This window comes from Paenibacillus rhizovicinus (genome assembly GCF_010365285.1).
In the GTDB taxonomy this organism is placed as follows: Bacteria; Bacillota; Bacilli; order Paenibacillales; family Paenibacillaceae; genus Paenibacillus_Z; species Paenibacillus_Z rhizovicinus.
In genome coordinates, this window is sequence record NZ_CP048287.1 from 138,645 (window position 1) to 164,736 (window position 26,092).

The 26,092-nt window shown below is 52.0% G+C and carries 21 protein-coding genes; 18 read left to right on the forward strand and 3 right to left on the reverse strand.

Going from position 1 to position 26,092, the window contains the following annotated elements; translation table 11 throughout:
- From GZH47_RS31990 to GZH47_RS32045, 12 genes are all read left to right on the forward strand, one after another.
- The gene (locus GZH47_RS31990; RefSeq protein ID WP_162645659.1) at positions 1 to 777 is read left to right on the forward strand and encodes a ChbG/HpnK family deacetylase; all 777 of its coding nucleotides are present in this window, start codon (positions 1 to 3) and stop codon (positions 775 to 777) included.
- A gap of 154 nt (positions 778 to 931) precedes the next feature.
- Positions 932 to 1,903, forward strand: coding sequence for an ABC transporter permease (locus tag GZH47_RS31995; protein ID WP_225446620.1), 972 nt, complete (start codon positions 932 to 934; stop codon positions 1,901 to 1,903).
- 13 nt (positions 1,904 to 1,916) lie between these two features.
- Positions 1,917 to 2,825 (forward strand): carbohydrate ABC transporter permease, encoded by a 909-nt coding sequence (locus tag GZH47_RS32000; protein WP_225446621.1) that lies wholly within the window; start codon positions 1,917 to 1,919, stop codon positions 2,823 to 2,825.
- A gap of 74 nt (positions 2,826 to 2,899) precedes the next feature.
- Positions 2,900 to 4,489: an ABC transporter substrate-binding protein gene (locus GZH47_RS32005; protein WP_162645660.1), complete on the forward strand. Its 1,590-nt coding sequence runs from the start codon at positions 2,900 to 2,902 to the stop codon at positions 4,487 to 4,489.
- An 89-nt stretch (positions 4,490 to 4,578) separates the two neighbouring features.
- Positions 4,579 to 6,360, forward strand: a complete 1,782-nt coding sequence (locus GZH47_RS32010) for a glycoside hydrolase family 36 protein (protein WP_162645661.1) — start codon at positions 4,579 to 4,581, stop codon at positions 6,358 to 6,360.
- On the forward strand, positions 6,350 to 8,068 hold the full coding sequence (locus tag GZH47_RS32015; RefSeq protein WP_162645662.1) for an amylo-alpha-1,6-glucosidase: 1,719 nt from the start codon (positions 6,350 to 6,352) through the stop codon (positions 8,066 to 8,068). Before GZH47_RS32010 ends, GZH47_RS32015 begins: the two co-directional genes overlap by 11 nt.
- A 115-nt stretch (positions 8,069 to 8,183) precedes the next feature.
- Positions 8,184 to 9,902 carry an extracellular solute-binding protein gene (locus GZH47_RS32020; protein WP_162645663.1) on the forward strand — a complete coding sequence of 573 codons (1,719 nt, stop codon included), beginning with the start codon at positions 8,184 to 8,186 and terminating at the stop codon, positions 9,900 to 9,902.
- An 84-nt stretch (positions 9,903 to 9,986) separates the two neighbouring features.
- The gene (locus tag GZH47_RS32025) at positions 9,987 to 10,892 is read left to right on the forward strand and encodes an ABC transporter permease (RefSeq protein ID WP_192043672.1); all 906 of its coding nucleotides are present in this window, start codon (positions 9,987 to 9,989) and stop codon (positions 10,890 to 10,892) included.
- Between the two features lie 14 nt (positions 10,893 to 10,906).
- The gene (locus tag GZH47_RS32030) at positions 10,907 to 11,794 is read left to right on the forward strand and encodes a carbohydrate ABC transporter permease (protein WP_225446622.1); all 888 of its coding nucleotides are present in this window, start codon (positions 10,907 to 10,909) and stop codon (positions 11,792 to 11,794) included.
- Between the two features lie 73 nt (positions 11,795 to 11,867).
- The gene (locus GZH47_RS32035; RefSeq protein ID WP_162645664.1) at positions 11,868 to 13,640 is read left to right on the forward strand and encodes a sensor histidine kinase; all 1,773 of its coding nucleotides are present in this window, start codon (positions 11,868 to 11,870) and stop codon (positions 13,638 to 13,640) included.
- Complete coding sequence (locus tag GZH47_RS32040; protein ID WP_162645665.1) at positions 13,615 to 15,264, forward strand: response regulator; 1,650 nt, start codon at positions 13,615 to 13,617, stop codon at positions 15,262 to 15,264. Before GZH47_RS32035 ends, GZH47_RS32040 begins: the two co-directional genes overlap by 26 nt.
- Positions 15,265 to 15,288: 24 nt before the next feature.
- Positions 15,289 to 16,644 (forward strand): serine hydrolase domain-containing protein, encoded by a 1,356-nt coding sequence (locus GZH47_RS32045; RefSeq protein WP_162645666.1) that lies wholly within the window; start codon positions 15,289 to 15,291, stop codon positions 16,642 to 16,644.
- A gap of 183 nt (positions 16,645 to 16,827) precedes the next feature.
- Here GZH47_RS32045 and GZH47_RS34745 read toward each other — a convergent pair whose 3' ends face one another.
- The 3 genes from GZH47_RS34745 to GZH47_RS32060 all read right to left on the reverse strand — a co-directional run bounded on the left by GZH47_RS34745 (position 16,828) and on the right by GZH47_RS32060 (position 19,610).
- Positions 16,828 to 17,214 carry a helix-turn-helix domain-containing protein gene (locus GZH47_RS34745; RefSeq protein WP_162645667.1) on the reverse strand — a complete coding sequence of 129 codons (387 nt, stop codon included), beginning with the start codon at positions 17,212 to 17,214 and terminating at the stop codon, positions 16,828 to 16,830.
- Between the two features lie 566 nt (positions 17,215 to 17,780).
- Positions 17,781 to 18,788, reverse strand: coding sequence for a zinc-dependent alcohol dehydrogenase (locus GZH47_RS32055; RefSeq protein WP_225446623.1), 1,008 nt, complete (start codon positions 18,786 to 18,788; stop codon positions 17,781 to 17,783).
- Positions 18,789 to 18,803: 15 nt separating this feature from the next.
- Positions 18,804 to 19,610: an IclR family transcriptional regulator gene (locus GZH47_RS32060; RefSeq protein WP_162645669.1), complete on the reverse strand. Its 807-nt coding sequence runs from the start codon at positions 19,608 to 19,610 to the stop codon at positions 18,804 to 18,806.
- A 179-nt stretch (positions 19,611 to 19,789) separates the two neighbouring features.
- Here GZH47_RS32060 and GZH47_RS32065 point away from each other — a divergent pair, with 179 nt between their 5' ends.
- From GZH47_RS32065 to GZH47_RS32090, 6 genes are all read left to right on the forward strand, one after another.
- Positions 19,790 to 21,136 carry a family 4 glycosyl hydrolase gene (locus GZH47_RS32065; RefSeq protein ID WP_162645670.1) on the forward strand — a complete coding sequence of 449 codons (1,347 nt, stop codon included), beginning with the start codon at positions 19,790 to 19,792 and terminating at the stop codon, positions 21,134 to 21,136.
- Between the two features lie 43 nt (positions 21,137 to 21,179).
- Complete coding sequence (locus tag GZH47_RS32070; RefSeq protein WP_162645671.1) at positions 21,180 to 22,067, forward strand: dihydrodipicolinate synthase family protein; 888 nt, start codon at positions 21,180 to 21,182, stop codon at positions 22,065 to 22,067.
- Positions 22,068 to 22,143: 76 nt separating this feature from the next.
- A complete protein-coding gene (locus tag GZH47_RS32075) occupies positions 22,144 to 23,481 on the forward strand; it encodes a sugar ABC transporter substrate-binding protein (protein ID WP_162645672.1) in 1,338 nt (445 codons plus the stop codon).
- Positions 23,482 to 23,538: 57 nt separating this feature from the next.
- Positions 23,539 to 24,414, forward strand: coding sequence for a carbohydrate ABC transporter permease (locus GZH47_RS32080; RefSeq protein ID WP_404823836.1), 876 nt, complete (start codon positions 23,539 to 23,541; stop codon positions 24,412 to 24,414).
- Between the two features lie 11 nt (positions 24,415 to 24,425).
- A complete protein-coding gene (locus GZH47_RS32085) occupies positions 24,426 to 25,259 on the forward strand; it encodes a carbohydrate ABC transporter permease (RefSeq protein WP_162645674.1) in 834 nt (277 codons plus the stop codon).
- Between the two features lie 33 nt (positions 25,260 to 25,292).
- Complete coding sequence (locus GZH47_RS32090; RefSeq protein WP_162645675.1) at positions 25,293 to 26,069, forward strand: SDR family NAD(P)-dependent oxidoreductase; 777 nt, start codon at positions 25,293 to 25,295, stop codon at positions 26,067 to 26,069.
- Positions 26,070 to 26,092 lie beyond the last annotated feature (23 nt).

Sequence of the window (26,092 nt, forward strand, 5' to 3'; positions counted from 1 at the left end):
ATGAACAAAAGGATCTCGGTTATTACGCGAGGGGACGATTGCGGCAGCAGCCTCTCCGCCAACGCGGGTATTCTGCAGGCGTGCAAGGACGGTGTCCTTCGCAACGTATCGCTGATGGCGACATGCGCCTATATCAAGGAAGCTGCCGAGATGCTGGCGTCCGAGACGGACATTTGCTTCGGACTTCATGCGACGTTGAACTCGGAGTGGACGACAGTCAGGTGGGGGCCGGTGCTGGACCCGTCTAGGGTCCCCTCCCTGGTCGATCGGGACGGCCTTTTCTTCCGTACGCCTGAGGAGCTTGCGGCAAACCGGCCAAGCCGGATCGAGATCATGATGGAGCTTCGGGCACAGCTGGCGAAGCTGCGCGAGCTCGGGTTCAAGGTGACGTATCTGGATTCGCATATGTTTTTCGAGCGCGCCGTCGATGGTCTGAAGGAAGAAATGGAGCAATGGGCGACCGAAGAAGGCTTGTTGTACCACCATCATTATTACCGGAGTCTCCCTCTGGCAGAGAATGGCGATGACGCGGCGACAACCTTGATCAGGCAGCTGATGGCCGCAGAGTCAGGACAATATGTCACCATCGGCCATCCTGCCTTCGATACCGACGAAATGCGGATGCTCGGCGAAACAGAGGCGGAAGGCGAAGAAATTGCGAGAGGGCGGAACGGGGAACGGCTGATGTATGCGGACCCCCGTATAACCGAATTCTTCCGGTCAAACGCCCTCCGGGCCATCCGGTATGACGAGGCGGTCATGTTGAAAAATAGCTGAAAGCGGGCAAGCCGCCGGGGAAAGTTAAGAATGGATAAGACATATCAAGGATTGACCGTATAATTCGCTATCCGGGCAACCGTATAATGAACGTGCGCAAGCGGCGTAAGCCGCAAGCTGTTGCGTCAATAACGCCACAAGGAGGTGGATCAGGTTGGCCGAACACGTCGTCTCAGCCTCCCGTTCAGGCAAGAAGTCGAGGTCAAGCGTACATGCTTTTCTCCGAAATGTCCTGAAATACAAAGTGCTTCTGCTGATGCTGCTCCCCCCTGTCCTCGTATTCATCGTCAATGCCTACTTGCCGATGGTCGGACTGCTCATCGCTTTCAAGGACATCAATTATACAGACGGCATCTTTACAAGTCCGTGGGTGGGATTCCGGAACTTTGAATACCTGTTCACGACCACCGACGCCTGGCGCATCACGCGCAATACGATCTTATACAATCTGCTGTTTATTTTTTCCGGCCTTGTATTATCCGTTGGAATTGCCATTGCGCTGAATGAAATCAAAACGCGGTTTTTCCCCAAGCTGTACCAAACGATCATGATTATGCCCAACTTTCTGTCCATGGTCATCGTCGCGTTTGTCGGCTATGCGTTTCTGAGCAGCGATAGCGGCTACATCAACCGGTCCATACTGGAGCCGCTCGGCATCCCCGGCATCAATTGGTATACCGAACCGAAGTATTGGCCCTTCATTCTTCCATTCATCAATATTTGGAAAACGGTCGGGATGAACAGCATCATCTATTTGGCGGCCATCACGAGCATCCATGCGGAATACTACGAGGCGGCCGTGATCGACGGGGCAGGCAAATGGAAACAGATCCGCCATATCACGCTGCCGCTGCTGACGCCCGTCATGGTCATCCTGACCATTCTTGCTGTAGGTAATATTTTCCGGGCTGATTTCGGTTTGTTTTATCAGACAACGATGAATTCGGCCGCGCTCTATCCGACGACCGACGTCATCGACACGTATGTTTACCGGGCCTTGATGAATCTGGGCGATATCGGCATGTCGTCTGCAGCGTCGTTCTACCAATCGGTCGTCGGCTTCATCTGTATTATGGGCGCAAACTGGATCGTCAAAAAAATCAACAGCGACAACGCCATGTTTTAAGGAGGGGAGTGCTATGCCGACAAGCAAAGCGGCTGCCATGAACGGTCTTTCGAAGCCGGCCCATGTGGCGCTCAATACAGCGTTTATCATCATCGGACTGATCTGCGTCCTGCCGGTTGTGCTGGTTCTTGCCGTTTCCTTGTCCGACGAGCAGTCCATATACAGCCATGGATACCAGTTCATACCAACCAAGTTCTCGTTAGCCGCATATCGATATCTGTTTCACGATTTTTCGGTCGTGGCGCGAGCCTACGGAGTAACGATCATGGTCACAGTCGTCGGCACCATACTGAACGTCATCCTGACGTCGCTGTACGCGTATCCGATTTCCCGGCAGGATTTCCCGTTCAAGAAAGCGTTCACGATGTTCATCCTGATCACCATGTTGTTCAACGGCGGGCTGGTGTCCTTCTATCTGGTATATGTAAGCGTACTGCACGTCAACAACACCGTGTGGGCCCTCATTCTTCCGTTGGTTACGAATCCGTTCTGGGTGATCGTCGGACGTACGTTCTTCAAGGAAAACATACCGGGAGAGGTTCTCGAATCCGCCGCGATTGACGGAGCGGGCGAATTGCGCATCTTCCTGCAGCTCGTGCTGCCGCTGTCCCTGCCGGTGCTCGCAACCATGGCGCTGTTCAGCATCTTCAGTTACTGGAACGACTGGTTCAACAGTCTGCTCTTTATTACGGACAGGAAGTGGTTTTCGCTGCAGTACGTCATGATGAAGGCGCTGCTGGACTTCCAGTTCATTCAGGAGAATCTGAAGCTGTCTTCCAATGTCAAACAACAGGTGAAGATTCCAAGCGAAAGCATCCGCATGGCGATGGCGATGGTCGGGATGGGGCCGATTATCCTGGCCTATCCCTTCTTCCAGCGTTATTTCGTAAGCGGCCTGACGGTAGGCGCCGTAAAGGGGTGATGATCTTGCAGCATGAATAAAACGGCGCCAAACGTGTGGGAAACACGAAAACGACATTATGGAGGGGTAGAGAGATGAAGAAATGGTTTGGTTGGAGTCTGGCGGCTGTCATGATCTCCGCAATGGTTCTGGGCGGCTGCAGCAGCAAGGGCGATGGCGGCGACAATTCCGGCAGTACCGGCAATATCGGCAACAGCGGCGGCGCCGAAGCCGCTGTGGACGCGTCCAAGCTGAAGCCCGTCAAGCTGCGCATGTTTTATCCATGCGGAAGCGGTTGCACAAGCCCCGACTTCAAGCAGGTGCAGAATGAAGTCAACAACTACCTGAAGGATAAGATCAATGCGAAGCTCGAATTGAACGGGATCGATTGGTCTGCCTGGTTCCAGAAGATGCCGCTGCTTATGCAATCGGGCGAGCAGGCAGACCTGATTTTCACCGCCGGCTGGAGCAATTACAACTCGGATGCGGCGAAGGGGGCCTTCAAGCCGCTCGACGAGCTGATCGACCAGTACGGTTCCGACATGAAAGCGCAAATGAATCCGCTCTATCTGGAAGTGCCGCGCGTCAAGGGCAAGTTGTATGCCGTGCCCGTCGAGAAGGAAATCGCCGGCGTCGGCATGATGGCCATGCAGCAGGACATCGTCGACAAATACAAGTTTGATTACAAGAATTTGAAGTCGATGGAAGACATGGAGCCGATGCTGGAGACGATCAAGAAGAATGAACCGGGCCTGGTGCCTTTCTATGTCGGCGGCGATAACGGTTCCTTCTTTACAACAAAGGAGCAGCTCGCCAACAACCACCGGTATACGAACATCATCGGCGGACCCGGCGCCGGCAAGTTCCCGGTCATCATGTTCGACAGCAAGGACAAGAAGATGGTGAACTATCTCGAGACGCCCGAATATACGTCTATGTTCAAGCTGCTGAACAAATGGTACAAGCTTGGATATATCAACCGGGATTCGGCAACGCAGAAGGACGCGCTTGACGAGGCGGCAAGACAGGGCAAAACCTGGTTTGTTTTCACATCCAGCAAGCCGGACAGCGAGAGCGATCTGTCTGCTTCGATGGGCAGGAAATATGTGCGTGCGGAAGTTAACGGTCCCCCGGTCATCGACACCGATTCGGTAGAAGCGGCCATGATGGCGATCGGCCGGAACTGCAAGGACCCGGAACGGGCGATGATGGTGATCAATCTGCTGCATAAGGACAAGCATTTGCTCAACCTGCTGAACTTCGGGATTGAAGGCAAAAATTACGAGAAAGTGTCCGACGGCGTCATCAAGCTGCCGGCGGGCAAGAAGAATATGGAGGAAGCCGGCTACGACCCGGGAACCGACTGGATGTTCGGCAATCAGTTTAACAACTTTATCTTCGACACCAACAACCCGAAGAAATGGGAGCTGTACAAGAAATATAACGAAACGGCAGTCGAATCGCCGCTGCTCGGCTTTTATTTCGATTCCACACCTGTTAAAACGGAAGTCGCGGCGGTAAGCTCGGTCATGGACGAGTTCAACAAGCTGCTGCTGTCGGGCAGCATGGAGCCCGAGAGCCAGATCAAGAAATATAACGACAAGCTGAAAGCGAACAAGCTGGACAAGATCATTGCCGAAGCCCAGAAGCAGTATGACGAGTGGGTGGCATCCAAAAATAAGTAAGCAGCATTCACAAGCGGGGTTCATTCCTGGATGAGCGCCGCTTGTCCAATGCAGGGAGTGCAACCATAAATACGGGAGGGACTTATCAAGTGAAACAAGTAACCGCAGGTTCATATACCGTTCAGGCTGCCGGCGACCCCGGTGAATTTCGTGTCTCACTGACTGCGGATTCACCGATAACGGGAGTCCAATTGGTCAAATTGACACTGGAGGCTGACCGCCCGCTTCCTCCACCGTCGATCAAACTGCAATGGTCGCATCCGGTAGTCGATATCCAGGGCATATGGGATACGAACGCGAGCCGCAAAAACAAAGGAATCGGCTCCGCCTTCGTGTCCAAATCGACTTCTTTGGCTCCGGTGATCAGCCTGTACAGCACATCGGGGCGAAACCGGCAGACCTTCGCCTTCTCCGATGCGTTGAACCCAGTTAAGTCGGTGGCGTGGATTATCGAAGAAACGGCCGAATACGAGTGTTCCGTCCAGCTGTTCATGGAACCGGGAGCGCCCATCGACCATTATAGCGCGACACTCCGAATCGATACCCGGGATATTCCGTACTATGACAGCATCCGCGAAGTTGGGGAATGGTGGGCAGGCATGCCGGGATACCTTCCATCTCCAGTGCCCGATACAGCGAGGCTGCCGATGTACTCGACGTGGTACAGCTTTCACCAGCAGGTGACGCCGGAGGAAGTGGAAGAGCAGTGCAGAATGGCCAAAGAGCTGGGCTGCGAGGCGGTTATCGTCGACGACGGCTGGCAGACCTCGAACAACGAGCGTGGATACGCCTATTGCGGCGACTGGGAGGTAAGCCCGGAGCGCATCCCGGACATGAAGGCTCACGTCCGCCGCGTTCACCAGCTGGGGATGAAATATTTGCTGTGGTATTCCGTCCCGTTCGTCGGCATTCATTCCAAAGCGTGGAAGCGGTTTGAGGGCAAAATGCTTCACATTGAAGATGAGCATGGTGCGGGCGTTGTAGACCCCCGGTTCCCGGAGGTCCGGGATTATTTAATTAACGTCTATGAGAAAGCGCTGGTCGAATGGGAGCTGGACGGCTTCAAATTGGACTTTGTCGATAATTTTTATCTGAAGCAAGGCGCAGCCGTTGAATTGGGCGGCGGACGTGACTATGATTCGGTACCCGAGGCCGTGGACAGGCTGCTCAACGATGTGATGGAGCGTTTACGGGCGCTTAAGCCCGATGTGATGATCGAGTTCCGCCAGAGCTATATCGGCCCCTTGATGCGCAAATACGGGAACATATTCCGGGTCGCCGATTGCCCGAACGATACCGGTTTGAACAGGGCGGGCACGGTCGATATCCGTCTTCTTTCCGGCAATACCGCCGCTCATGCCGACATGATGATGTGGCATCCGGACGATCCGCCACAAAGCGCGGCGCTGCAGCTTATACACTCGATGTTCGGTGTGCCCCAGATTTCCGTGAAGCTCGATCGTGTGCCCGAATCGCACAGGCGGATGATCGGTCGCTGGCTTTCATTCTGGAGACAGCACCGCGACGTTTTGTTGGACGGCATGCTGATGCCGGAGCGGCCGGAGTTGCTTTACCCGGTCGTCTACGCGGCGAACGAGCGCAAGTTAATCGCGGGTCTGTATGCGAATATGGTCGTGCGGCCGCCGGTTGCAGTTCCAGATGAATGGATCGTCGTTAACGGCAAACACGAAGACGGCATCGTGTTGGATCTAGCAGCAGATATCGGAAACCGGGCGGTCGAGATTCGGGATTGCTTCGGCAACATTGTTCATTCGTTGGAATTGCCGCTCCATAAAGGGCTCTATCAGTTTGCCGTACCTGCTGCCGGCACGTGGACTGCAATCAGAAAGGAAGGCCGGAATGAACTTTGATCTTCGTGAAGTGCCGTTCAGCCGCTATGGGTCCTATATCGCCTTTAACCGCCTTCCTGACCGGGAAGGCGGAGAGGCGGGTTTATATCTGCGTACCGTGCACGGGGACGCGACGCCTTCCGAGTCGTTTCGGATCGAGGTCATTTACGAGGGCCGCCCCGTCGATTTCGTCGAGAAAGCATCTCCATCCTGCCTGATCCTGGAGGCCGATCATGGCTCGGTTGCGATTATCCTGCCGGACGACAACACCGTTCGGGTACAGGGAAGCGGCGCTGTCGGCATCCGGTTCGTCAAGTTCAAGCCGGTTCCCGACCCGAATGTGCATGCCGACTATGCGATCCACCTTGGGGGCGACCGCCTGCAGGTGAATGCGTTCGGCAACCGGTGCCAATTCGGATTTCGTCTGCTTCAAGGGACTATGCTGACAAATGTGCCTTTCGGTAAGCTTGGCGTGGAACCCATCGTCATTGAAGCCGTGCCGCAAGACGGAGAGTGCTTTGAACTCTCCATCCGAAAATTCGAGACGTCGTGGATTGAGCCGGATGAAGTGTATCCGTTTAATGAATCGCGCCTGCAAATCGAGAACGAGTTCGCTGCTTGGCTGGACCGTATGCCGGATACGCCCGGTGTGCCGAGCGATGCCGCCGTCCTTGCCGGGTACATCAACTGGTCCTCCATGGTCGCTCCGACGGGCCATATCAAGCGGCCAGCGATGTTTATGGCCAAGAACTTCATGACGAACGTCTGGAGCTGGGACCACTGTTTCAACGCGATGGCGCTGGTGTATCATGATCCCGCGCTTGCATGGGAACAATTCATATTTCCGTTCGATCATCAGGATGCGTTCGGCATGCTGCCGGATTCGGTGAACGACAAGCTGATTATCCGCAACTTTACGAAGCCGCCAGTTCATGGCTGGGCTTTGAAACGGATGATGGAGCGGAATGTCGCCATCGGCACCCCAGACAAGCTTGCCGAAATTTACGGCCCGCTCTGCCGGTGGACAGAATGGTGGTTTCAATTCCGCGACGACGACGGGGACGGCATCCCGCAGTACAATCATGGGAACGACAGCGGGTGGGACAACTCCACTATTTTTGAAGATGTGCCGGTCGAGAGCCCGGATTTGTCCGCTTACCTTGTCATTCAAATGGAGGTATTATCCGACATTGCCGCCAAACTCGGGAAAATAGATCAATCGCGTGCCTGGAGGGAGCGTGCGGAACGGCTGCTCGAAGCCATGCTCGATCATTTCTGGACGGGCGAATCCTTCGTTGCGAGACGGAACGGGGATCACAAGGAAATCCGGACGGACAGCTTGATCCTGACCGTACCGATTATTCTGGGACGGAGGCTGCCCGAATCGGTTCGCCAAAGCTTGATTGCACAGTTGCAAGAGGGCGGAAAATTACTTACGCCTTATGGTCTTGCTTCCGAAAGTCCGGGCAGCAGCAAATATGAGCCTGACGGATATTGGCGCGGACCGATCTGGGCCCCGTCGACACTGATTGTCGCGGACGGTATTCGCGAATCCGGCGAGACCGAGCTCGCGTCGGAAATCGGGAGACGGTTCTGCGCCATGGCGTCGAAGTTCGGGATGGCCGAAAATTTTGATGCGCTGACAGGGAGGGGCCTTCGCGACAGGGCCTACACCTGGACATCCAGCGTGTTTCTCATTCTGGCACATGAGTACTTGTCAGGGATGTAATCGAAGCTAAGAGTGGATAAGGAATGTCAAAAGTTGCACGTAGAAGTGTCAACATCAACGATTCTATAATTGAACCATAGGAATTACCTTTAAAGAGATGTGGGAGGTTCTTCAAATGAAAACGTTGACACTAAGAAAAACAGCGGCTAGCGTGCTGCTCGCATCACTGATTCTGACCGCGGCATGCTCGGGCAATAACAGCCAGTCTGCAGGAAGCAATAACAGCGCCGGCACATCGGGCACGAACTCCGCAGCCAACACGGACACTGCAGGAACAGCGAACGAAGACGGGCCAATTTCGAAGTATAACCCGCCGATAACGGTAAGTATGATCCGGCCATTTGATCAAACCGCTACTTTCCAGCCAGGCGAATCGATGGAGAAGAATAACTGGGCGACGGCTTTGGAGCAGGAACTCGGCGTCATCATGAAGTATCCGTGGGGACCGATACCAGGCGGCCAATACGAAGACAAAATCAATATTGCTATCGCATCCAATCAATTGCCTGACATTTCACAGCTTGCGGCGCCGCAGCTGAAACAGCTGGTGGATGCGGGATCGCTGGAAGATTTGTATCCTGCCTACAACAAATATGCTACGCCGCTGCTCAAGAAGATTGTTGAAGCCGACGGAGGGCGAGCGCTCAAGACGGCAACGTTCGATGGAAAATTGATGGCACTGACCGTGCCAAACGGCATCGGTGACGCGTTTGGCATGCTATGGGTACGGAAAGATTGGCTGGATAAGCTTGGGCTTCCCGAACCGAAAACGATGCAGGACGTTCAGAACATCGCTCAGGCGTTCGCGAAGGACGGCAAGATCGGGCTTGCGCTTGACAAAGACCTGATCGGCAACACGTTTACGCTGGACGGTTTTGCAAACGGCTATCATGCCTATCCGAAAAAATGGATCAAGGACAGCAACGGCAAACTTGTATACGGCTCGATCCAGCCCGAAATGAGAACCGCGCTGCAGGAAGCCCAGAAGCTTTATAAAGACGGCGCCATGGACAAGGAGTTCGGCGTCAAAACAGCCGATACGGTGGCGCAGGATTTCGCGGCAGGCAAAATCGGCATGACCTACGGGGCAATGTTCTTCCCGCTGTGGCCATTCGCCGACAACAAGAAAAACGATCCGGCGGCGGACTGGCGGCCGTACCCGATCGTATCCGTCGACGGCAAGCCGGCAATGCCGATCGCCGACATCAGCAGCAGCGGCTACTTCGCGGCCAAGAAAGGCTTTGCCCATCCGGAAGTGATCATTAAGCTGGCCAACTTCTATGCCGAAAAATTCTGGAGCGATCACTCGACCAAAGAAGATTACGCTAAGCTTCGCGAAATCACGGTTGATGACGGCAAAGGCGGCAAGAAGTCAGTTACCGTATGGTTCCAGGCTCCGTTTATGGTCGAGAGCGGCGGTAAAAACCAAGACAACTATATAGCCATTAACGAAGCGCTAAAGACCGGCGACGCATCGAAGCTGAATCCGGAGCAGACATCGAACTACAATGATATCAAGAAGTGGCTCGACAACAAGGATATCAACGGCTACGGCTACAACGGCGTATTCGGGAAGGGTGGTTCCGAAGGCATCATTCTTAACTATCTCCAAAACGAGAATAACTACTTGATCAACGAGTTTTACGGTTCAGCAACGGCTACGATGGCCGCGCGCAAATCGACACTCGACAAGATGGAACTCGAAGTGTTCACCAAAATCATCATGGGCGCACCAATCGAAGACTTCGATAAATTCGTACAGAATTGGAACAAGCTCGGAGGGGAACAAATCACCAAAGAAGTGAACGACTGGAGCGCATCCGTCAATTCCTAATCAAACGAACGTTGAAGTTGCGGACTAAAGGCTGAATCCATCTTCAGCCTTTTTTCATTAACACCTAATGGGAGGAAAAACCGCATGAGCCGCAATAACCGCAAATTCTCTGCACAACTGCCCTTTCTGCTGCTGCTTATACCGGGCATCATCCTGACGGTCATTTACAGCTACGGGCCGATGTTCGGCACCGTTATGGCGTTTCAGCAATACACGCCGGCCAAGGGGTTTACCGGATCACCTTGGATTGGCATGGATAATTTCACGTACCTGTTTCAGCTGCCGGATTTTAAAAATGCCCTTCGCAATACGCTTTTCATTGCGATCATGAAAATCATATTCGGGCTTGTTGCTCCGCTCTCCGTCGGGCTGCTGCTGAACGAAATGCGGAAAATGTTGATCAAACGCACGATCCAAACGCTGATTTACCTACCGCATTTCCTGTCATGGGTTATCATTTCCGGCGTGTTGATCGACATCCTGTCGCCGTCCCAGGGTATTGTCAATGACTTGCTCAAGGCTTTCGGCGTCCAACCTGTTTTTTTTCTCGGCAATAACCATTGGTTTCCCTGGGTAATTATTCTGTCCGATACCTGGAAGGAATTCGGCTTCGGTACGATCATTTATTTGGCGGCCATGACTGGGGTCAATCCTTCGCTCTATGAAGCCGCGGCGATCGATGGTGCCGGCCGGTGGAAACAAACGTGGCACGTTACGCTTCCGGGGATCCGGCCGATCGTTATCCTGCTAGTGACGCTCAGTCTCGGACGCGTGCTTGACGCGGGCTTCGACCAGATCTTTAACCTGTACAGTCCGATTACGTACGAAAGCGGGGACGTCATTGATACGTTGGTCTACCGGCTGGGCCTTAAGCAGGCGCAATTCAGCGTTGCGGCCGCCGCGGGGCTGTTCCGATCTGTCGTGTCGCTGATCCTAATTTCGGTCTCCTACTACATTGCGAAGCGATTTGCGAACTATCGGATTTTCTAAGGAGGAAGCAGCTAGTGAATACGTTGACGCCCGGCAGAATCGTCTTTAATCTGTTTAACTATTTCTTTTTGTCCGTCTTGGCCGTACTCTGCGTGTTGCCCTTGGTCAATGTGCTGATGATTTCGTTCAGTGATAATGCGGCGGTGGCTGCGGGACACGTCAAATTGTGGCCGATCGGCTTCAATACCGATTCGTACCGTTTTGTGTTTCACAAGCCCGAATTTCTGAAGGCGTTCGGGATTGGTTTGCAGAAGCTTCTATTAGGCGTTGCTATTAGCATTGTGCTTACGATCATGGTGGCGTATCCGCTGTCCAAAGAGCCAGAAGTCTTCCGCTGGCGCACGCCTCTAGTCTGGTTCTTTGTCATTACAATGCTGGTGAGCGGCGGACTCATTCCAAGCTATATCATCGTCATGAAGACGGGTCTCATCAACTCGATCTGGGCGCTTGTGCTGCCGGGCGCCGTGCCGGTCTATTTAGTCGTGCTACTTCTGAATTTCTTCCGAAGCCTGCCAAAGGAGCTGGAAGAGTCGGCTTTTATCGAAGGCGCTTCGCACTGGCAGTCGATGTGGAAAATCTATGTCCCGCTGTCGCTTCCGGCCATCGCCACAATTACACTTTTCTCCGCGGTGAGCAACTGGAACGATTGGTTCTCGGGCTTAATCTACATGAATATGCCGGAGAAATATCCGCTGGCTACCTATCTGCAAACAATTCTGATCACACTCGACCCGAGCCAGATGAAAGACACCGCGTTCGACGTGGGTCAATTCAAAAACGTATCGCTGCGAACCTATAAAGCGGCACAGATTTTCCTCGGCGCATTACCGATCCTGCTCGCTTACCCATTCCTGCAGCGCTTCTTCGTGCATGGTATTGTGCTTGGAAGCGTGAAGGAGTAGCCCACTGCGGTGCGACAGGGACTTGACACTTGCGTTAAAATGGGATTATCTTTCGAAACCACAGGTGAGCGCGATGAACGCAGGAAAAATGCCGCATATCTCCATCTTTTATAAGGTAGTTGTCGTCTTCCTTGCACTGACGATTCCGATTTACACGGTAAGCCTTGCCATAACGCGCAAGGGAGCAGACAACGTCAAGAAGGAAATTACGGACTCCATGAAAACGAGGGTGGAGTTCTATATGAACTCGCTCGAGATGGAACTTGACCGGTTGATGCGCCTCCAGCGTGAGCTGATCACAGACGATGACCTGCGCAACTTGAGCGTGCTGAGCGAAGCGATGTCGGACAACGAGCGCGTGCGAGCGATCCTGCGGTTTCAGAAACGCCTGGTTCTGATTCAAAGCTCCAGCATGTATGTGGAAGAGGCTTCGGTGTTCGTTCCTTCGATTGACGGCTATATCACGTCGAATCAGATGTTCACCAACATGCCAAGCAAGCTGTATTCATCCTTTTACAGTCTGACGAATCATAATCTTACGCCAATCGTGACGTTAAACGATTCGATTTATATCATTCAGCGGGAACCCAATCCTGTGCTGGCTAAGAACCCGAATTTTATCCTGGTTACCAAGCTGTCCAAGAAGAAAATCCAGGAGGCCATTGCCCAATTTACCGGTAACGAAAATGGCAGGGCGTATCTGCTCAGCGACAGGCTGGATTGGGCGATCGCGGGCGATCCACAGGTGGACGATATCGGTATCGTACAGAGCATGTTTAAACAAAAATACATGGGGCGCGTCGAATCGGCCATGGACTCGACCGTACTGGAGGGCCAAAACTATTTCCTGACTTTCGACCATTCCAGAGCGCTCGCCATTTCATTACTGTTTTACGTCCCAATGGATCAAGTGCTTGGTCCGATCCGTACCTACAATGAATGGTTCAGACTGCTTGTTGTCGCTTCCATCTTGGTGATTCTGCTGTTCTCGTCCTGGGTGTACCGGTTGATTCATCGGCCGCTTCGCAAGCTGGTGCGGACGTTCAAACAGGTGGAGCGGGGGAACCTGGGCCTCACCATCAGCCACGTCAGCAAGGATGAATTCGGCTATCTGTACACCCAGTTCAATTCCATGCTGAACAAGATTCGGGAGCTTATCGTCGAGGTCTACGAACAGAAGTATCTGAAACAGCGCGCCGAGTTCAAGCAGCTCCAATCTCAGATCAATCCCCATTTTCTTTACAATATTTTTTTCACAATGGATCAAATGGTCAAGATGGAGGACTACGAAGCACTTCGCCCGTTTATTCGCCATACCGGACATTACTTTCAGTTTATCACCCGAAACTTCAAGGACGATATCCCGCTCGAGCAAGAGGTTGGGTTCACCACGGCATTCATAGAAATTCAGAATATCCGGTTCCATAACCGGATAGAACTCTCCTTGCAGCCATTGCCGGAGCAGCTGCGAGATCTGTTGATTCCGCGGCTTACCTTGCAGCCGATTGTTGAGAATGCCTACAAGCATGGGCTGGAGCAAATGGCAGGAGGGGCGAAGCTGTGGCTGAACTATGGAGATACCGACGGCATGGCGAGCATATTCGTCGAGGATAACGGCAAGGGAGTGACGGATGAAGAACTTGCGGCGCTTCGAGGTGCGATGGGCACGTCGATGCCAATGGCCGAGACGACCGGACTCATTAATGTGCATCATCGATTGAGAATGCATTTTGGAGACAAGGCCGGGCTGTCCGTCGACCATGGTGAGCAGGGAGGCTTCCGGGTCTGCATCCGGATACCGAAAGAGAGGAGGATGCGCGATGTACCGGCTGTTGATCGTGGATGATGAGCCTTATATCGTCAATGGTATGCATGTCACATTCCAGGAATGCACACATCTGGAGCTTGATATTTATCTGGCTCTCTCAGCCGAGGAGGCGATAGCCTGGCTAAATAAAACCCGGATCGACATCATTCTTTCGGATATTCGAATGCCCGGCATGACGGGAATCGAGCTGCAGGAGATCGTCGCGAGGCAATGGCCGGATTGCAAGATGATTTTCTTGTCAGGCTATAACGAGTTTGAGTATGTGCAAAGCGCGATCCGCAATCAGGGAGCCGATTATTTGCTCAAGACCGAAGGCGAGGAGGCCATTATTCAGGCGGTTGAGAGAGTCATCCGCCGCATTGAAGAAGAACGGGAAATGAAGAGTGCCGTGCACGATGTCCGTAAACAGCTTCGATCGGCGCTGCCCGTTCTTCAGAAGGATTATCTCATCGAGCTGTTGAAGGGTGAGATTTCTGCGGACGCCGCGCTTAAGAAGAGGCTCTCCGAGCTTCAAATCGGACTTTCGGCCGAGCTCCCCGTGATGGCTGCCGTCGGAAGGATTGACGATTGGAACCAGATCGTCTCTTCGTTCGACAAGGATCTGATCCTGTATGCGGTCCAGAATATCGCTCAAGAATTTATTTCCTCCGGGTCGAGGTTTACCGGCGTTATGATCGATAAAGTCAAATTTGTATGGATATTTCAGCCCCTTGCGCGGGACGAGCAGCCGCAGCATGATCAACTGCGGATTTGGGTCCGGTTCGTGCAGGGTACATTGGAGACCATTCAACGGACCTGTAGGGAGCTGCTCCAGGTAACGTTCTCCCTTGCCTGCTCCGGATCCGCCACTACCTGGGAGCGGCTTTCGATCAAGTATGAAGAGTTGTCAAGGCTTCTTGGCAGCGGCTTGGGCAACAATCAGGAAATGCTCTTGTTTGAACAGGATTCAGGCGATAAGCCCAAAATGACGGAGCCTGACAATGACTTGGGAATTCGAAGTGTATTGAATCGTCTGGACCTTATCGAAACGTACCTGGACAACGGCAGCGAAGCGGAGTTTGATTTCGTATATCGGCAAATAGAAGAGAAAACAACGATATCTTATCCGGTTTTTCTTGAATTTTACTTTGGCGTCGTTTCTGCCGTCATCTCTCATCTGAACCGCTGGTCCTCACTCTACCAGTCGGCAGATATTCCCGACATCGAACGGCTGGTTCGAATTGACGGATTCGTTTCACGCGGCGATGCCATTGCTTCCCTTCGGGAATTCTGCAAAAGTCTGTTTGCGATTCGGCAGAAGAACCAGCGGGATAAAACGAAAGAAATTGTTCTCAGGATCAATCAGTATATTGAGGAACACATCGACGGAGATCTATCGCTCACCAGGCTATCCGGACTCGTGTATTTAAGTCCCGAATATTTGTCCCGGCTTTACAAGCAAATCTCCGGCATCGGCATATCGGAGCAGATAACTGGCGTGAGAATGGCAAAGGCTCGTTTGTTGCTCAAAGATACAAATCTTAAAATCCATGAAATCGCCAGGATCGTCGGGTACGAGTCGGCACCTACTTTTACGCGGTTTTTTAAAAAAACAAACTTCGTAACTCCCCAGGAATACCGCGATCGGTTTGTAACCATCTAATACAACGGAGGAGTGCAGCAGCCGATGTCGCAAGAGGAACGTATAGGCCAACGCATAGACCATTTGTTTGCTGAGTGGGACTATTGCTCCTCACCGGGCGCCGCAGTAGCGGTCGTTCGGGAGGGGCAAATTGTTTACAGGAAAGGGTACGGAAGCGCAAGTCTTGAATACGAGCATCCGATTACTCCGTCTACGATCTTCCACGTTGCTTCAATTTCGAAACAGTTTACTGCTTTCGCAATCGCCATGCTGGCTGTTGAAGGAAAACTTTCTCTTGAAGACGATATTCGCCGCTATGTCAGCGGTCTTCCCGACTTCGGGGAAGCCCTTACATTCTCGCATTTGATTCATCATACGAGCGGACTTCGTGATCAGTGGGAACTGATGAAACTGGCCGGCTGGCGGCTGGATGATGTCAGGACACAGGACGATGTAATGACATTGATTAGGCATCAGAAGGCGTTGAACTTCAAACCCGGCGACGAAATCCAATACTGTAATTCCGGCTATACGCTTCTGGCCGAGGCGGTGAAGACAGCGAGCGGAAGGACGCTGGACGAATACCTTAACGAGAAAGCCTTTCGCCCGCTGGGAATGAACAATACTCATTTTCATTCAGACCACCGGCGGATCGTCCCAAACCGCGCTTATGCGTACACGCCTGTCGAGTCTGGAGGTTACCGGCGATATGATATCCAATATGCCACAATCGGCGGAACCGGTCTTTTCACTACCGCGGAGGATCTTGCTAAGTGGATGATGAATTACGATACGCATATTGCCGGAGGGCCCGAGGTGATGCGGCTTATGCATCAATGCATGCCGCTAAACAGCGGAGAACCGACAAACTACGCTTTTGGCCTTGCATTAAGAGAGTACCGCGGGTTGAAGGTTGTGGAACACGGAGGTACGGATGCGGGATACCGCTCAAGCTTCTACCGCTTTCCCGATCAGCGGTTCGGTGTGATTGTGCTGGCCAATCTTGCTCCGTTCGATCCCGAAGGTTTGGCTAAACGGATCGCAGAGATTTACTTGGCCGACTCCTTCTTGGAGGCGGCTCCTGAAGCCGGGGATGCGAACGAAGGCAGCGTGCAGGCCCATCCGGAAGATGGGGAGGATCAGCCGGTACTCGTTGGCAGTGATGCGGTAGATGGGATTTATTATAGCGAGGAACTTGACGTTGTCTACCGGCTCACAACGGCCGAAGATTCAATCAGCATGGTTCATCGTAAGATGGAGCCCATGATGTTTAAGGCAGATCGAGTTGGAGGTTTTACGGGGCCGGACGGTACCATCAAATTGGTTTACGAAGGGGGCCGCCTCGCCGGGTTCCATTACTTTGGCCATAATGTCCGGCGTTTATGGTTCCGCAGGTGGTAACCAAGAAGGTGTCTTACATGTACATTTAAAAAGAAAAAACGAAGGAGCTAAGCGGCTTTCTCTCGCCTAGCTCCTTCGTTTTTGGCGTCCCCTGCTGCATTCTTGAGCCAGATCCCCGCAATTATTTTCGGTGCCGACTGCACGTTGTAAGAACGTGTCTTGTTAATTCCTATATGCTTTCCATCATGGTTCTCTTGTAGTCCTTATGCAAGACGCCAACTTTCTCTTCTTAAACATTCTTGAGAATGCCGTGTAATCATTGAAGCCGGACTGCAAACAAGACTCCGTAACAGTGCTTCCCTCGACCAAAAGCCTCTTAGCCGTCGCTATCCGCTTGTAAATGATGTACTCATGGATGGTGCTCCCTGTATAACTCTTGAACAGCCGATTTAGATAATGACGATTGACATAGAACTGCTTCTCAAGTAACTCCAGCGATATACTATCTTGCAAGTGGAGGTCAATATATTCCAGGATCGGTGCCAGCTTCTGCGGCAGCTCCTCCCCTCCGTCAGATACCCTCTCTCTCTGATCGCTGAATGCCCGATGAATCAACACCAGAATATCCATAAGCAGCTCAGTTTACTGACTGGCGCCCCATCGTGTGGATGCCTCAGCAACGAATCGTATTTAGCTGCTAGAGAGGTAAGTTGGGCGATCTCTTTCGCATTCAGCCGTACGCGATTCCTGTTGCCGGGGCCCCTATTGTAGAAACAGTCCAGCGATCGGAAGGTGTCCGTCTGAAACAGTTGTGCCAGCATAGGGGTAAACTCGATGGTTACACGTTCATAAACGGCATTCGTAGCAAATGCAGGCTTATGAATTTCAGGCTCATTGGTAATAATCAGGTCTCCATACCGGAGGGGATAGACCGTTTTCTCGACAAAATAGTTCACATCCCCTCGCATGAGAAAAAAACGCAGCTTCCCGGCTAATTCCGTTACACTGGTCGTGCTGAGCGGTCACACAGTGGGCAAGGAGAAGTGCGGTTCGGTACTTCCTGGACGCGGCATTCAGACAGGGCCGGTGCCCGCAATCAATAATCAGACTGAATAAGGCCTAATTGGCGAAGGACCCCGACAACCAGCGGGGTCCTTCCGGTTCAATTATGCGAATTGATGATACTTCGTGTTTAATCAGAGATGAAGCAGTATTTTGGCTGTACTCCCAGGAGCGTTCAGCAGTTTCTCGAATGCCGGTCCGCCTTCTCCCAGAGGCCGTAGTTCGATCCATGGCTGCAGATTTACTTTCCCTTGCTTCAACCACTCCAAGGCACATTCAAAATCGCGAGGTGCATAGGCAAATGCTCCATACGCGCTTGTTTCATTTCGAATTATCGAATTAATGGGAAGCGGACTGTTCGCCTCATGTAAACCCGAAAAACAGACACGTCCGCCCTGCCGCAGTTGCTTGACAGCTAGTTGACGAGTTGCATCCCTCCCTACAGCATCGATCGACACATCAAAACCGTCAGACGGCGTGAGACGCTCCAGATCATCAGTACTTGCCGCAGGTTTGCCTCCCAACTTTTCCACGATCGACAGCCTTTCCTGGTTCAAATCCATGACTACGATATTGTGCAGGCCGAACTGCTGCGCGGCAATAAGAGCGAAGAGGCCGATCGGGCCGGCGCCCATGATCATCAGTTGATCCGCAGGATCAAGATTGAGAATCCTGCAGATGTGTACGCCGCATGCGAACGGCTCAGCGAGCGCTCCCTCGTCAAACGCCAAATCATCCAGCGGATATACGTTGCGTGCGGGTACGGACACGTATTCAGCGAATGCTCCGGGGCAGTGCGCACCAATCAACTGCCGCTGCTTGCAAAGTTGCGGCTTCCCGGCCATACAATCCCGGCACATCAAGCAGGAGATTAATGGGTTGGCGGTTACGCGGGCACCAATTTTGAACGATGTCACCCCGGAACCAACCGTGTGGACGGTTCCTGCGAATTCGTGTCCCATCACAAGCGGCGGTTTACGCAGCGAGTTGTGCCCGAGATATCCGCTTAGTTCGGATCCGCAAATTCCGACCCGCTCGACGCGGACAATGACTTCATCATATTTTGGTTCAGGTACAGGCAAAGTTCTCATACGCATCGCCTTTGGCCCTTCATAGACAAGTGCTTTCATGGTTTGTTCCATCTGCCGCAATTCCTCCTACTCAGCCGCAAGCGATTGATTGGTTTGATTTGTTTTGTAGCCAAGCTTCGACGAAATAAGAAGCGCTTTATTCTGAACAAGTTTCCCCACTTCCGAGAACTTCTGGCTGGGCAGGTTGACCCTGACCGACGTTATGCTGACAGAGCCGACCACTCGCCCGTTATGGTCGAACACAGGTGCTGCGATGCAACGTATGCCTTGCTCGCCTTCCTCATCTTCAATCGCATAACCAAGCGATCGAACGGATTCCAGAAAGTCTTTAAACTCGTTGGCATTCACCATCGTATTTGGCGTTGTCGCAGGCAGGCCGTGCTTCATGAGGATATGGTCCAGCTCTTGCGGCGGAAGAAAAGCGGCAATTGCTTTGCCTACGCCGGAATTGTGAAGATGCCACGCTTGCCCAATATGCGTAGAGAATTGGACAAAAGAAGGGCCTTGGACTTTTTCGATATAGACGGCCTTACCATCGATCAGGGAAGCAAGATGTACGGTGTACTCCAGCTGGTCGGCAAGCTCCTGCATAACCGGCCTGGCTATATCTCTTATATCCAGCTTGTCAAGCACCGTCTGGCCCAAATCATAAAGCTTTAAGGTAAGCCGGAACTTGCCCTCCGTTGTTTTTTCAATATAGCCATGTTCCTCTAGCGTGGACAAAATCATAAATATCGATGTTTTCGGCACCTTAATTCGCGCAGCAATTTCGGGCATACTCAGTGGCTCTCTGGACTGAGCCAAGGATTCAAGGATACTTAGGCTCTTCTCAAGTGCGGGAACGGCGTATCGGTTTGACGATTTATTGTCCATAATCCCTCCGGATATGTTGAAATTACAAATATTCGTTTAATACCTCGAATACATTTAACCATATAATGCGGATGAAATCAATCAATAAGGGATTGACACTGATTTTATTCCTATGATAAATTGATCCCGTATTCTAAATACAGATTATAATTTCAAAATATCGAATGAGGAGGGGCGGTATGGTCAGCCCGAAGATTAGTATTATCGGAGCAGGCAGCGGAGCTTTTTCGCTTGGCTTGATTCGTGACTTGTGCCTGACGCCAAACTTGGAAGGAAGCACCGTTCATTTCATGGACATCGATTCCGATCGACTGGAGGGCGTGTTTGCTCTCTGTAAGCGATATGCGGAAGAACGCGGCATGAATCTTCATTTGAAGAAAACGCTTGACCGCCGTGAGGCTCTGCAAGGCGCCGACTTTGTGATTAATACCGCACTTACCGCCAGCCATGCCAGACTTCAGGAAGGCTGGGAAATTGCAAGGAAGCACGGCTATCATTTCGGCGGAAGCTATCATGTCATGTACGATGAAGCATTCTGGATCAATTATTATCAACTGAAGTTTTTTGAATCGCTGACGGAGGACATCCTGGAGATTTGCCCGAATGCTTGGCACCTGATGGTTGCGAATCCGGTTATTACCGGCGTCACCCATCTGCTGAGAAAATATCCAACAGCTAAGGTCGTCGGTTTGTGCCATGGTTATGCGGGAATATATGAGGTTGCGGAAACGCTCGGCCTCGACCGCAAATCCATCACGTATCAGATCCCGGGTGTAAACCATCATGTTTGGTTGACGGATTTCTATTACAAAGGGGAAAACGCATTCCCTTTGCTCGACAGCTGGATCGAACGCGAGGCGGAAGCATACTGGGCTTCGGGTAAGGGAGGCGCCCTCAGCCGAAAGCGGGTGGACCTGTACAGGCGCTACGGGGTACTTCCGATCGGCGACACCGCCAGCTGGAGTGGCGCATCATGGCCTTGGTGGTATCACAGTGGAGACGAAGTGGAAGCAAAGTGGCAGGAGCAGCCAATTGACGGCTGGAATGATTACTTTACTTGGGTTCACGACAGCATGGAGAAAATCAAACGGGTTTCGGCGGACCAGTCGGTCAAAGTAACGGAAGCTTTCCCGCCGTCTGCAACGGACGAATTGATGATCCCGCTGATTGAGTCCATTGCCTGCGATATTCCCAGAGTTTTTATAACGAACATTCTCAACACCGGGGAATTCGTACCCGGCATCCCGAAGGATTTCCAAGTTGAAATTCCAACGCTTGCGAGCAAGCGGGGTATCCAAGGGATCCGTACAGGAGGCTTGCCCAAACAAGTGATCGCCCAGATTCTTCGAGATCGAGTCGCACCGGTGGAGATGGAATTGGAAGCCTTTAACCGCGGCAGCCGGGCGGATCTGCGCGAACTGATACTAATGGACAAGTGGACGACTTCGGTACAACAGGCAGATGCGCTTATGGATGACATTTTTGCTCTGCCTTATCACAGGGACATGGTTAACCACTATCGTTAGTTTGCAAGCAACGTATTCAACCTACATACAAGGAGCGATTGACATGGCACTTCTAGGAAATATTCCGGTTGTACCTACCCCGTTCTTGAACGGCAAGATTGATCAGGAAAGTATTGTCCGACTCATCGAAAGAACCGCACCCCATCTCGACGGTTATGTCGTTTGCGGAAGTACGGGCGAAGCGCCAGCATTGACAACATCCGAAAGGAAGGATGTAATCCGTGCCTTTGCAAAGGAATCTCCCAAGCAGCTTGAACTGGTTATTGGCCTCGGGCATACCTCGCTTGAGGATGCGATCGAGCTTGGGCTTGACGCTGCGGAGGCCGGCATCAAATCCGCTCTTGTGCCGAGTCCTTACTACTTCCCGAACTCCCTGGACATGGTTATCGATTATGTGGGGAAGCTGGCGGAAGCGACCGGTCTCGATATCGTCTTTTACGATAATCCCGTCACAACCAAAACCACATTTACTGCTGACAGCCTCATCCGGTTGTCTGAGGCCGTGAGCAGCATTAAAGCCGTCAAGATGACGGACCACGCATTTGGCAAGATTCGTGAGCTTAAAGCACGTACGAAGCTGAGTGTATTTGGCGGCGATGATATTATCTGCTTCCGTGCATTCGAGGCGGGCGTGGACGGCAATATGATTATCGCACCGATTATATTTCCTGAAGCCTTCCGCGAGTGTTGGAACCACTATGTTAACGGCGATCGCGAGAGAAGCTTCGACATTTACAGCCGCACGCTTCTGCCGTTCATCAGCATGTTCGGCCCTGGCGATGAAATTCCGACGACCAAGGCTCTATTCAAGCACCTTGGCCTATTCTCCAGCGCTGAAACGCGGACTCCGCTTCTCGCAAGCGATGCTCAGCGTACGCGTGAAGTGTTGTTGGGTTATCAGCAGGGGCTGCAAAAGCAACAACTGAAATAAACCGCCCAAGGCGGTTTATTCGAAACAAATGATAGCGGTTTCATACTATTTTAGATAAAGGTGGTCGTCAACGCTCATGAGAAAAACGGTCATTCTTGTACTCATCATGTTGCTAACCTTATCGCTCGCAGCTTGCTCAGGGAACGGCGGGAATACGAAGAAGAGTAACGGTACGTTGAATGGCACTACGGCAGATAACAATAAGCCGGTTAAACTGGTGATGTGGAACACGGCGTATCCGACAATCGACGACAATGACAAGTCGAAGAAGAAAGAAGATTTCTATCTCTACCAGGCTATTCAGCGGTATAAAGAGAAGAAACCGAATGTAACGATTACGGTCCAGGATATACCCGGGGGACCCGAAAGCTTTACCAAATACAAAACCGCCAGCATCGCGAAAAACGGACCCGACATTATGACGCTTTGGTCCGGGAGCTATACGATGGGACTGAAGCAGTTTCTCGAACCGCTCGACGATTATGGCATTGATGAAGAGCGAAACAACTTGATCGGCTGGAATACCGTTACCGACGGCTTGATCGAAGGCAAAGGCAAAATCTATGGGTTTCCGCTCGCCAATGACGGGATTATCACCCTGTACTACAACAAAAAAATGATCAAGGACGCTGGGCTTGATTTCGAAAATTCCCCGCCGGCGAGCGTGGATGAATGGATTTTGGCTCTGGAGAAGTTGAAAGCGATAGGCATAGAGAAACCGGTCGCATGGGACGATTACGGCTTCTGGTTTATCCCCGCTTACTGGATCGGCCAGTTGATCGGTCAGGAGGGCCTCGTCGGCCTTTCCAACGGGACACAGAAATTTGACGATCCCCAAATTGCAGAAGTCGTTGCAAAGTGGAGCGAAATCTACAAGAAAGGCTTAGTCGCCACCGACCAGCCGGGCCAATTGTTTCAACAGAAGAAGACGGCAATGGTACCCGGCGGTGGGTGGGTTATCGTGGATGCCAGGAAAGCGCTTGGCGACGATCTTGGGATGATCAAAATCCCCAATTTTAAGGAAGGGGTAAAGGTGCCCGATTCCGGTATCGGGGGCGTAGGCACCTCCATTGTCGTCTCCAACTATTCCAAGAATAAAGAGGAAGCTGTGGCGTTCCTCAAGTTCCTGGCAAGCAAGGAGGAAACGGAGGAGAGGTTGAAGCTGAAAGAAGGCAACATGCTCGTCGTGAACAAACAGGTCGATATTTCGAAGTATGACGTCGACCCGCTGCTTGTAACCATGCAGCAGTGGGCCCAAGAGCCGAGCGTCTTGTTTTATCTGGACAACACGCTCCCGGCGGAGGTCGCCAATGAGATCACCAGCCAATCCGTGTCCGCGCTCAAAGGTCAACTGTCGGCTGAGGCGTTCCTCAAAAAGGTGGATCAAAAAGTAGCGGAGACGCTGGGAAAATAAGTATAAATTAAGGGGGGCGCCCTATGGTCTGTCGGGGCGCTTACCCCTATTATGGTGGTGAAGATATTGAATCTGGCGAAAAAAGAAAGCCTGCTGGGTTATGCGTCGATAATTCCGGCCTTCCTGTTCATTGCCGTTTTCTTTGGCATTCCTATCGTAAGTACGATTTATCACAGTTTCACGAAATGGGATGGATTAAACACGGAATGGGTCGGCATCGGGAATTATGTCAAAATCTTCACGAATGGTGAGTTGTGGTCTCTGCTTAAGACAAACTTTGTGTTCCTGCTCAGCATGCCGGGAATCGTACTGCTCTGCCTTGTAGTTACGGTACTCCTGTATGAAGAAGTGACCGGTTGGAAATTTTTTCGTTCGGTCTATTACATCCCGACGATCTTATCGGCCGTCGTAGTTGGCTTTCTCATGAAGACGCTGTTTGCCGAGCATGGCGCTCTCAGCATCCTGGCGGATCGTGTCGGGTTAGGCTCCCATGATTGGCTGGGGCATACCACTTCGGCCTTTATGATCCTAATCTTTTGCTATTATTGGCAATCCCTTGGGCAGGGCGTCTTAATCCTGCTGGCAGGCATGGCCGCCATTTCAAATGAAATGTTTGAAGCGGCCAAAATCGACGGGGCGAATTGGGGACATCGTTTACTTCGGATCGTGATTCCTTCTCTGGTGCCCTCTCTATTTTACTTTACTTTCATTAATATCACCTGGATTTTCGTCGGCCTGTTTCCGCTTACTTATTCCGTAACCGGCGGCGGGCCCGGGTACTCCACCACTCCAATCGACTTTATGATCTATTTGAAAGGCTTTCAGTCCGACGGGGCCATGGGGTATGCTTCAGCATTGTCAGTCTTGCTGTTTTTGATTGTTCTTGTTTTTACCTGGGTGCAATTCCGGGTCTCCGAACGATTTTCCGATTAGGGGGAAGAAGGATGCAGGTTACATTCGGTGTCTTTATCGTTCGATCGCTGATTTTCGTGGTTTTGGCTTTCTTCGCCTTGATCGCCGTTTTGCCTCTTGTCTACATGCTTGTCAGCAGCATGAAGACCTCCACCGAATTTTTCGTCAATCCGCTTGGGGTTCCTTCGGTCTGGAATTTTGAAAATTACAGGGCTTTGTTCATTCGATTCGATCTGGTTCGACTGTACGGGAACACAATCATCTGCGCATTGGGTGCCCTGCTGTTGACGCTTCTGCTATCCGTACCGGCGTCTTACGCCTTTGCGAAACTTCGTTTCCGTTTTCGCTCAGCCCTCTTCATAGGCATGATTGCAACGATGACCATTCCGGGGATCACGTTCATCATTCCCAACTATCTCATCATGTCGAAATTGGGCTTGATTGACTCGTATTTATCCGTAATCCTGATGTGGGGCGTGATCAGCGTTCCGGGTAATTCGTTTTTGCTCACGTCGCTGATGCGCGGACTGCCGGACGAGACGCTTGAGGCGGTAAAGATGGACGGAGCGAACTATTTCCAGCTTATGTTCCTTATCGTACTTCCACTAAGTATTCCGGGCATCGTAACCGTTTCGATTTTCTGCCTTACGGGCTGGTGGAACGACCTGCTGACACCGTTGCTCTATTTACAAACCGATTCCATGAAGACTTTAACGGTGGCTACGGCTACCATTCTCGGACGATTCGGCGATGATTTTCCATTGCTGTTATCCGGTTTAGTGCTTGTGTCGGTCCCGCCTGTACTACTTTATGTTTTCCTGCAAGGATATATCCGGAAAGGGCTGGTTGTCGGAGCCGTCAAATAATAAGGTATGGGATCATGACGAGGAGGGATTGGCTTGGCGCAACGAGGGAGACTTGCGGGAAAATCGGTTATCATAACCGGTGCCGCGAGCGGTATTGGTCTAGGCACAGCGGAGCTGTTTATGGAGGAAGGCGCGAAGCTCGTGCTGGTAGACCTTCAACCGGAGATGCTTGAGCAAGCCGTTACGCGTCTCCACGATGCTAGCGGGGAGTGTGTATCCGTCTGCGGTGATGTGTCAGAGCCGTACACGATCACCAGGGCAGTTCAGCGCGCGATCGAAACTTACGGAAAGATTGATGTTGTGTTCAACAATGCAGGAATCATGCCGACAGGCCCTGTGACGGAATACCCCGACGAGTCGTGGGATCGTGTGATGGCTGTCAATCTGAAGTCGATGTTTATGATGTGCAAGATGGTGATCCCTGAAATGCTTAAGCAAGGAGGCGGTTCGATCGTAAACATGTCGTCCGTTATGGCTGGTCTGACCGAGCCTGGCTATACGGCATATACGGCTTCAAAAGCCGGCATTATCGGATTAACGAAAGAAATCGCAGTGTCCTATTCTGAGCAAGGCATACGGTGTAATGCGATCTGTCCCGGTTGGGTGGATACGGAAATGAATCGGAAAGTCGCTGAGGACATGGGCGGAATGGACAAATTGCAACCGCTTATCAAGCGGCAGCAACCACTGGGACGAATGGCAACAGTTAGAGAAGTAGGTTACGCCGTGTTGTTCCTTGCGTCGGATGAATCAACAGCCGTCTCAGGATCATGCCTGTACGTAGACGGCGCAAGTTCTGCATCCATTTAAGCGGAAGGGAACAGGAGGCTGCC

What these genes read in the sequence shown, in the direction of transcription:
- GZH47_RS31990 (WP_162645659.1), top strand. Translation starts at nt 1, where the DNA reads ATGAACAAAAGGATCTCGGTTATTACGCGAGGGGACGATTGCGGCAGC.
- GZH47_RS32000 (WP_225446621.1), top strand. Translation starts at nt 1,917, where the DNA reads ATGCCGACAAGCAAAGCGGCTGCCATGAACGGTCTTTCGAAGCCGGCC.
- GZH47_RS32005 (WP_162645660.1), top strand. Translation starts at nt 2,900, where the DNA reads ATGAAGAAATGGTTTGGTTGGAGTCTGGCGGCTGTCATGATCTCCGCA.
- GZH47_RS32015 (WP_162645662.1), top strand. Translation starts at nt 6,350, where the DNA reads ATGAACTTTGATCTTCGTGAAGTGCCGTTCAGCCGCTATGGGTCCTAT.
- GZH47_RS32020 (WP_162645663.1), top strand. Translation starts at nt 8,184, where the DNA reads ATGAAAACGTTGACACTAAGAAAAACAGCGGCTAGCGTGCTGCTCGCA.
- GZH47_RS32025 (WP_192043672.1), top strand. Translation starts at nt 9,987, where the DNA reads ATGAGCCGCAATAACCGCAAATTCTCTGCACAACTGCCCTTTCTGCTG.
- GZH47_RS32035 (WP_162645664.1), top strand. Translation starts at nt 11,868, where the DNA reads ATGAACGCAGGAAAAATGCCGCATATCTCCATCTTTTATAAGGTAGTT.
- GZH47_RS32040 (WP_162645665.1), top strand. Translation starts at nt 13,615, where the DNA reads ATGTACCGGCTGTTGATCGTGGATGATGAGCCTTATATCGTCAATGGT.
- GZH47_RS32045 (WP_162645666.1), top strand. Translation starts at nt 15,289, where the DNA reads ATGTCGCAAGAGGAACGTATAGGCCAACGCATAGACCATTTGTTTGCT.
- GZH47_RS34745 (WP_162645667.1), bottom strand. Translation starts at nt 17,214, where the DNA reads ATGGATATTCTGGTGTTGATTCATCGGGCATTCAGCGATCAGAGAGAG.
- GZH47_RS32055 (WP_225446623.1), bottom strand. Translation starts at nt 18,788, where the DNA reads ATGGAACAAACCATGAAAGCACTTGTCTATGAAGGGCCAAAGGCGATG.
- GZH47_RS32060 (WP_162645669.1), bottom strand. Translation starts at nt 19,610, where the DNA reads ATGGACAATAAATCGTCAAACCGATACGCCGTTCCCGCACTTGAGAAG.
- GZH47_RS32065 (WP_162645670.1), top strand. Translation starts at nt 19,790, where the DNA reads ATGGTCAGCCCGAAGATTAGTATTATCGGAGCAGGCAGCGGAGCTTTT.
- GZH47_RS32070 (WP_162645671.1), top strand. Translation starts at nt 21,180, where the DNA reads ATGGCACTTCTAGGAAATATTCCGGTTGTACCTACCCCGTTCTTGAAC.
- GZH47_RS32075 (WP_162645672.1), top strand. Translation starts at nt 22,144, where the DNA reads ATGAGAAAAACGGTCATTCTTGTACTCATCATGTTGCTAACCTTATCG.
- GZH47_RS32085 (WP_162645674.1), top strand. Translation starts at nt 24,426, where the DNA reads ATGCAGGTTACATTCGGTGTCTTTATCGTTCGATCGCTGATTTTCGTG.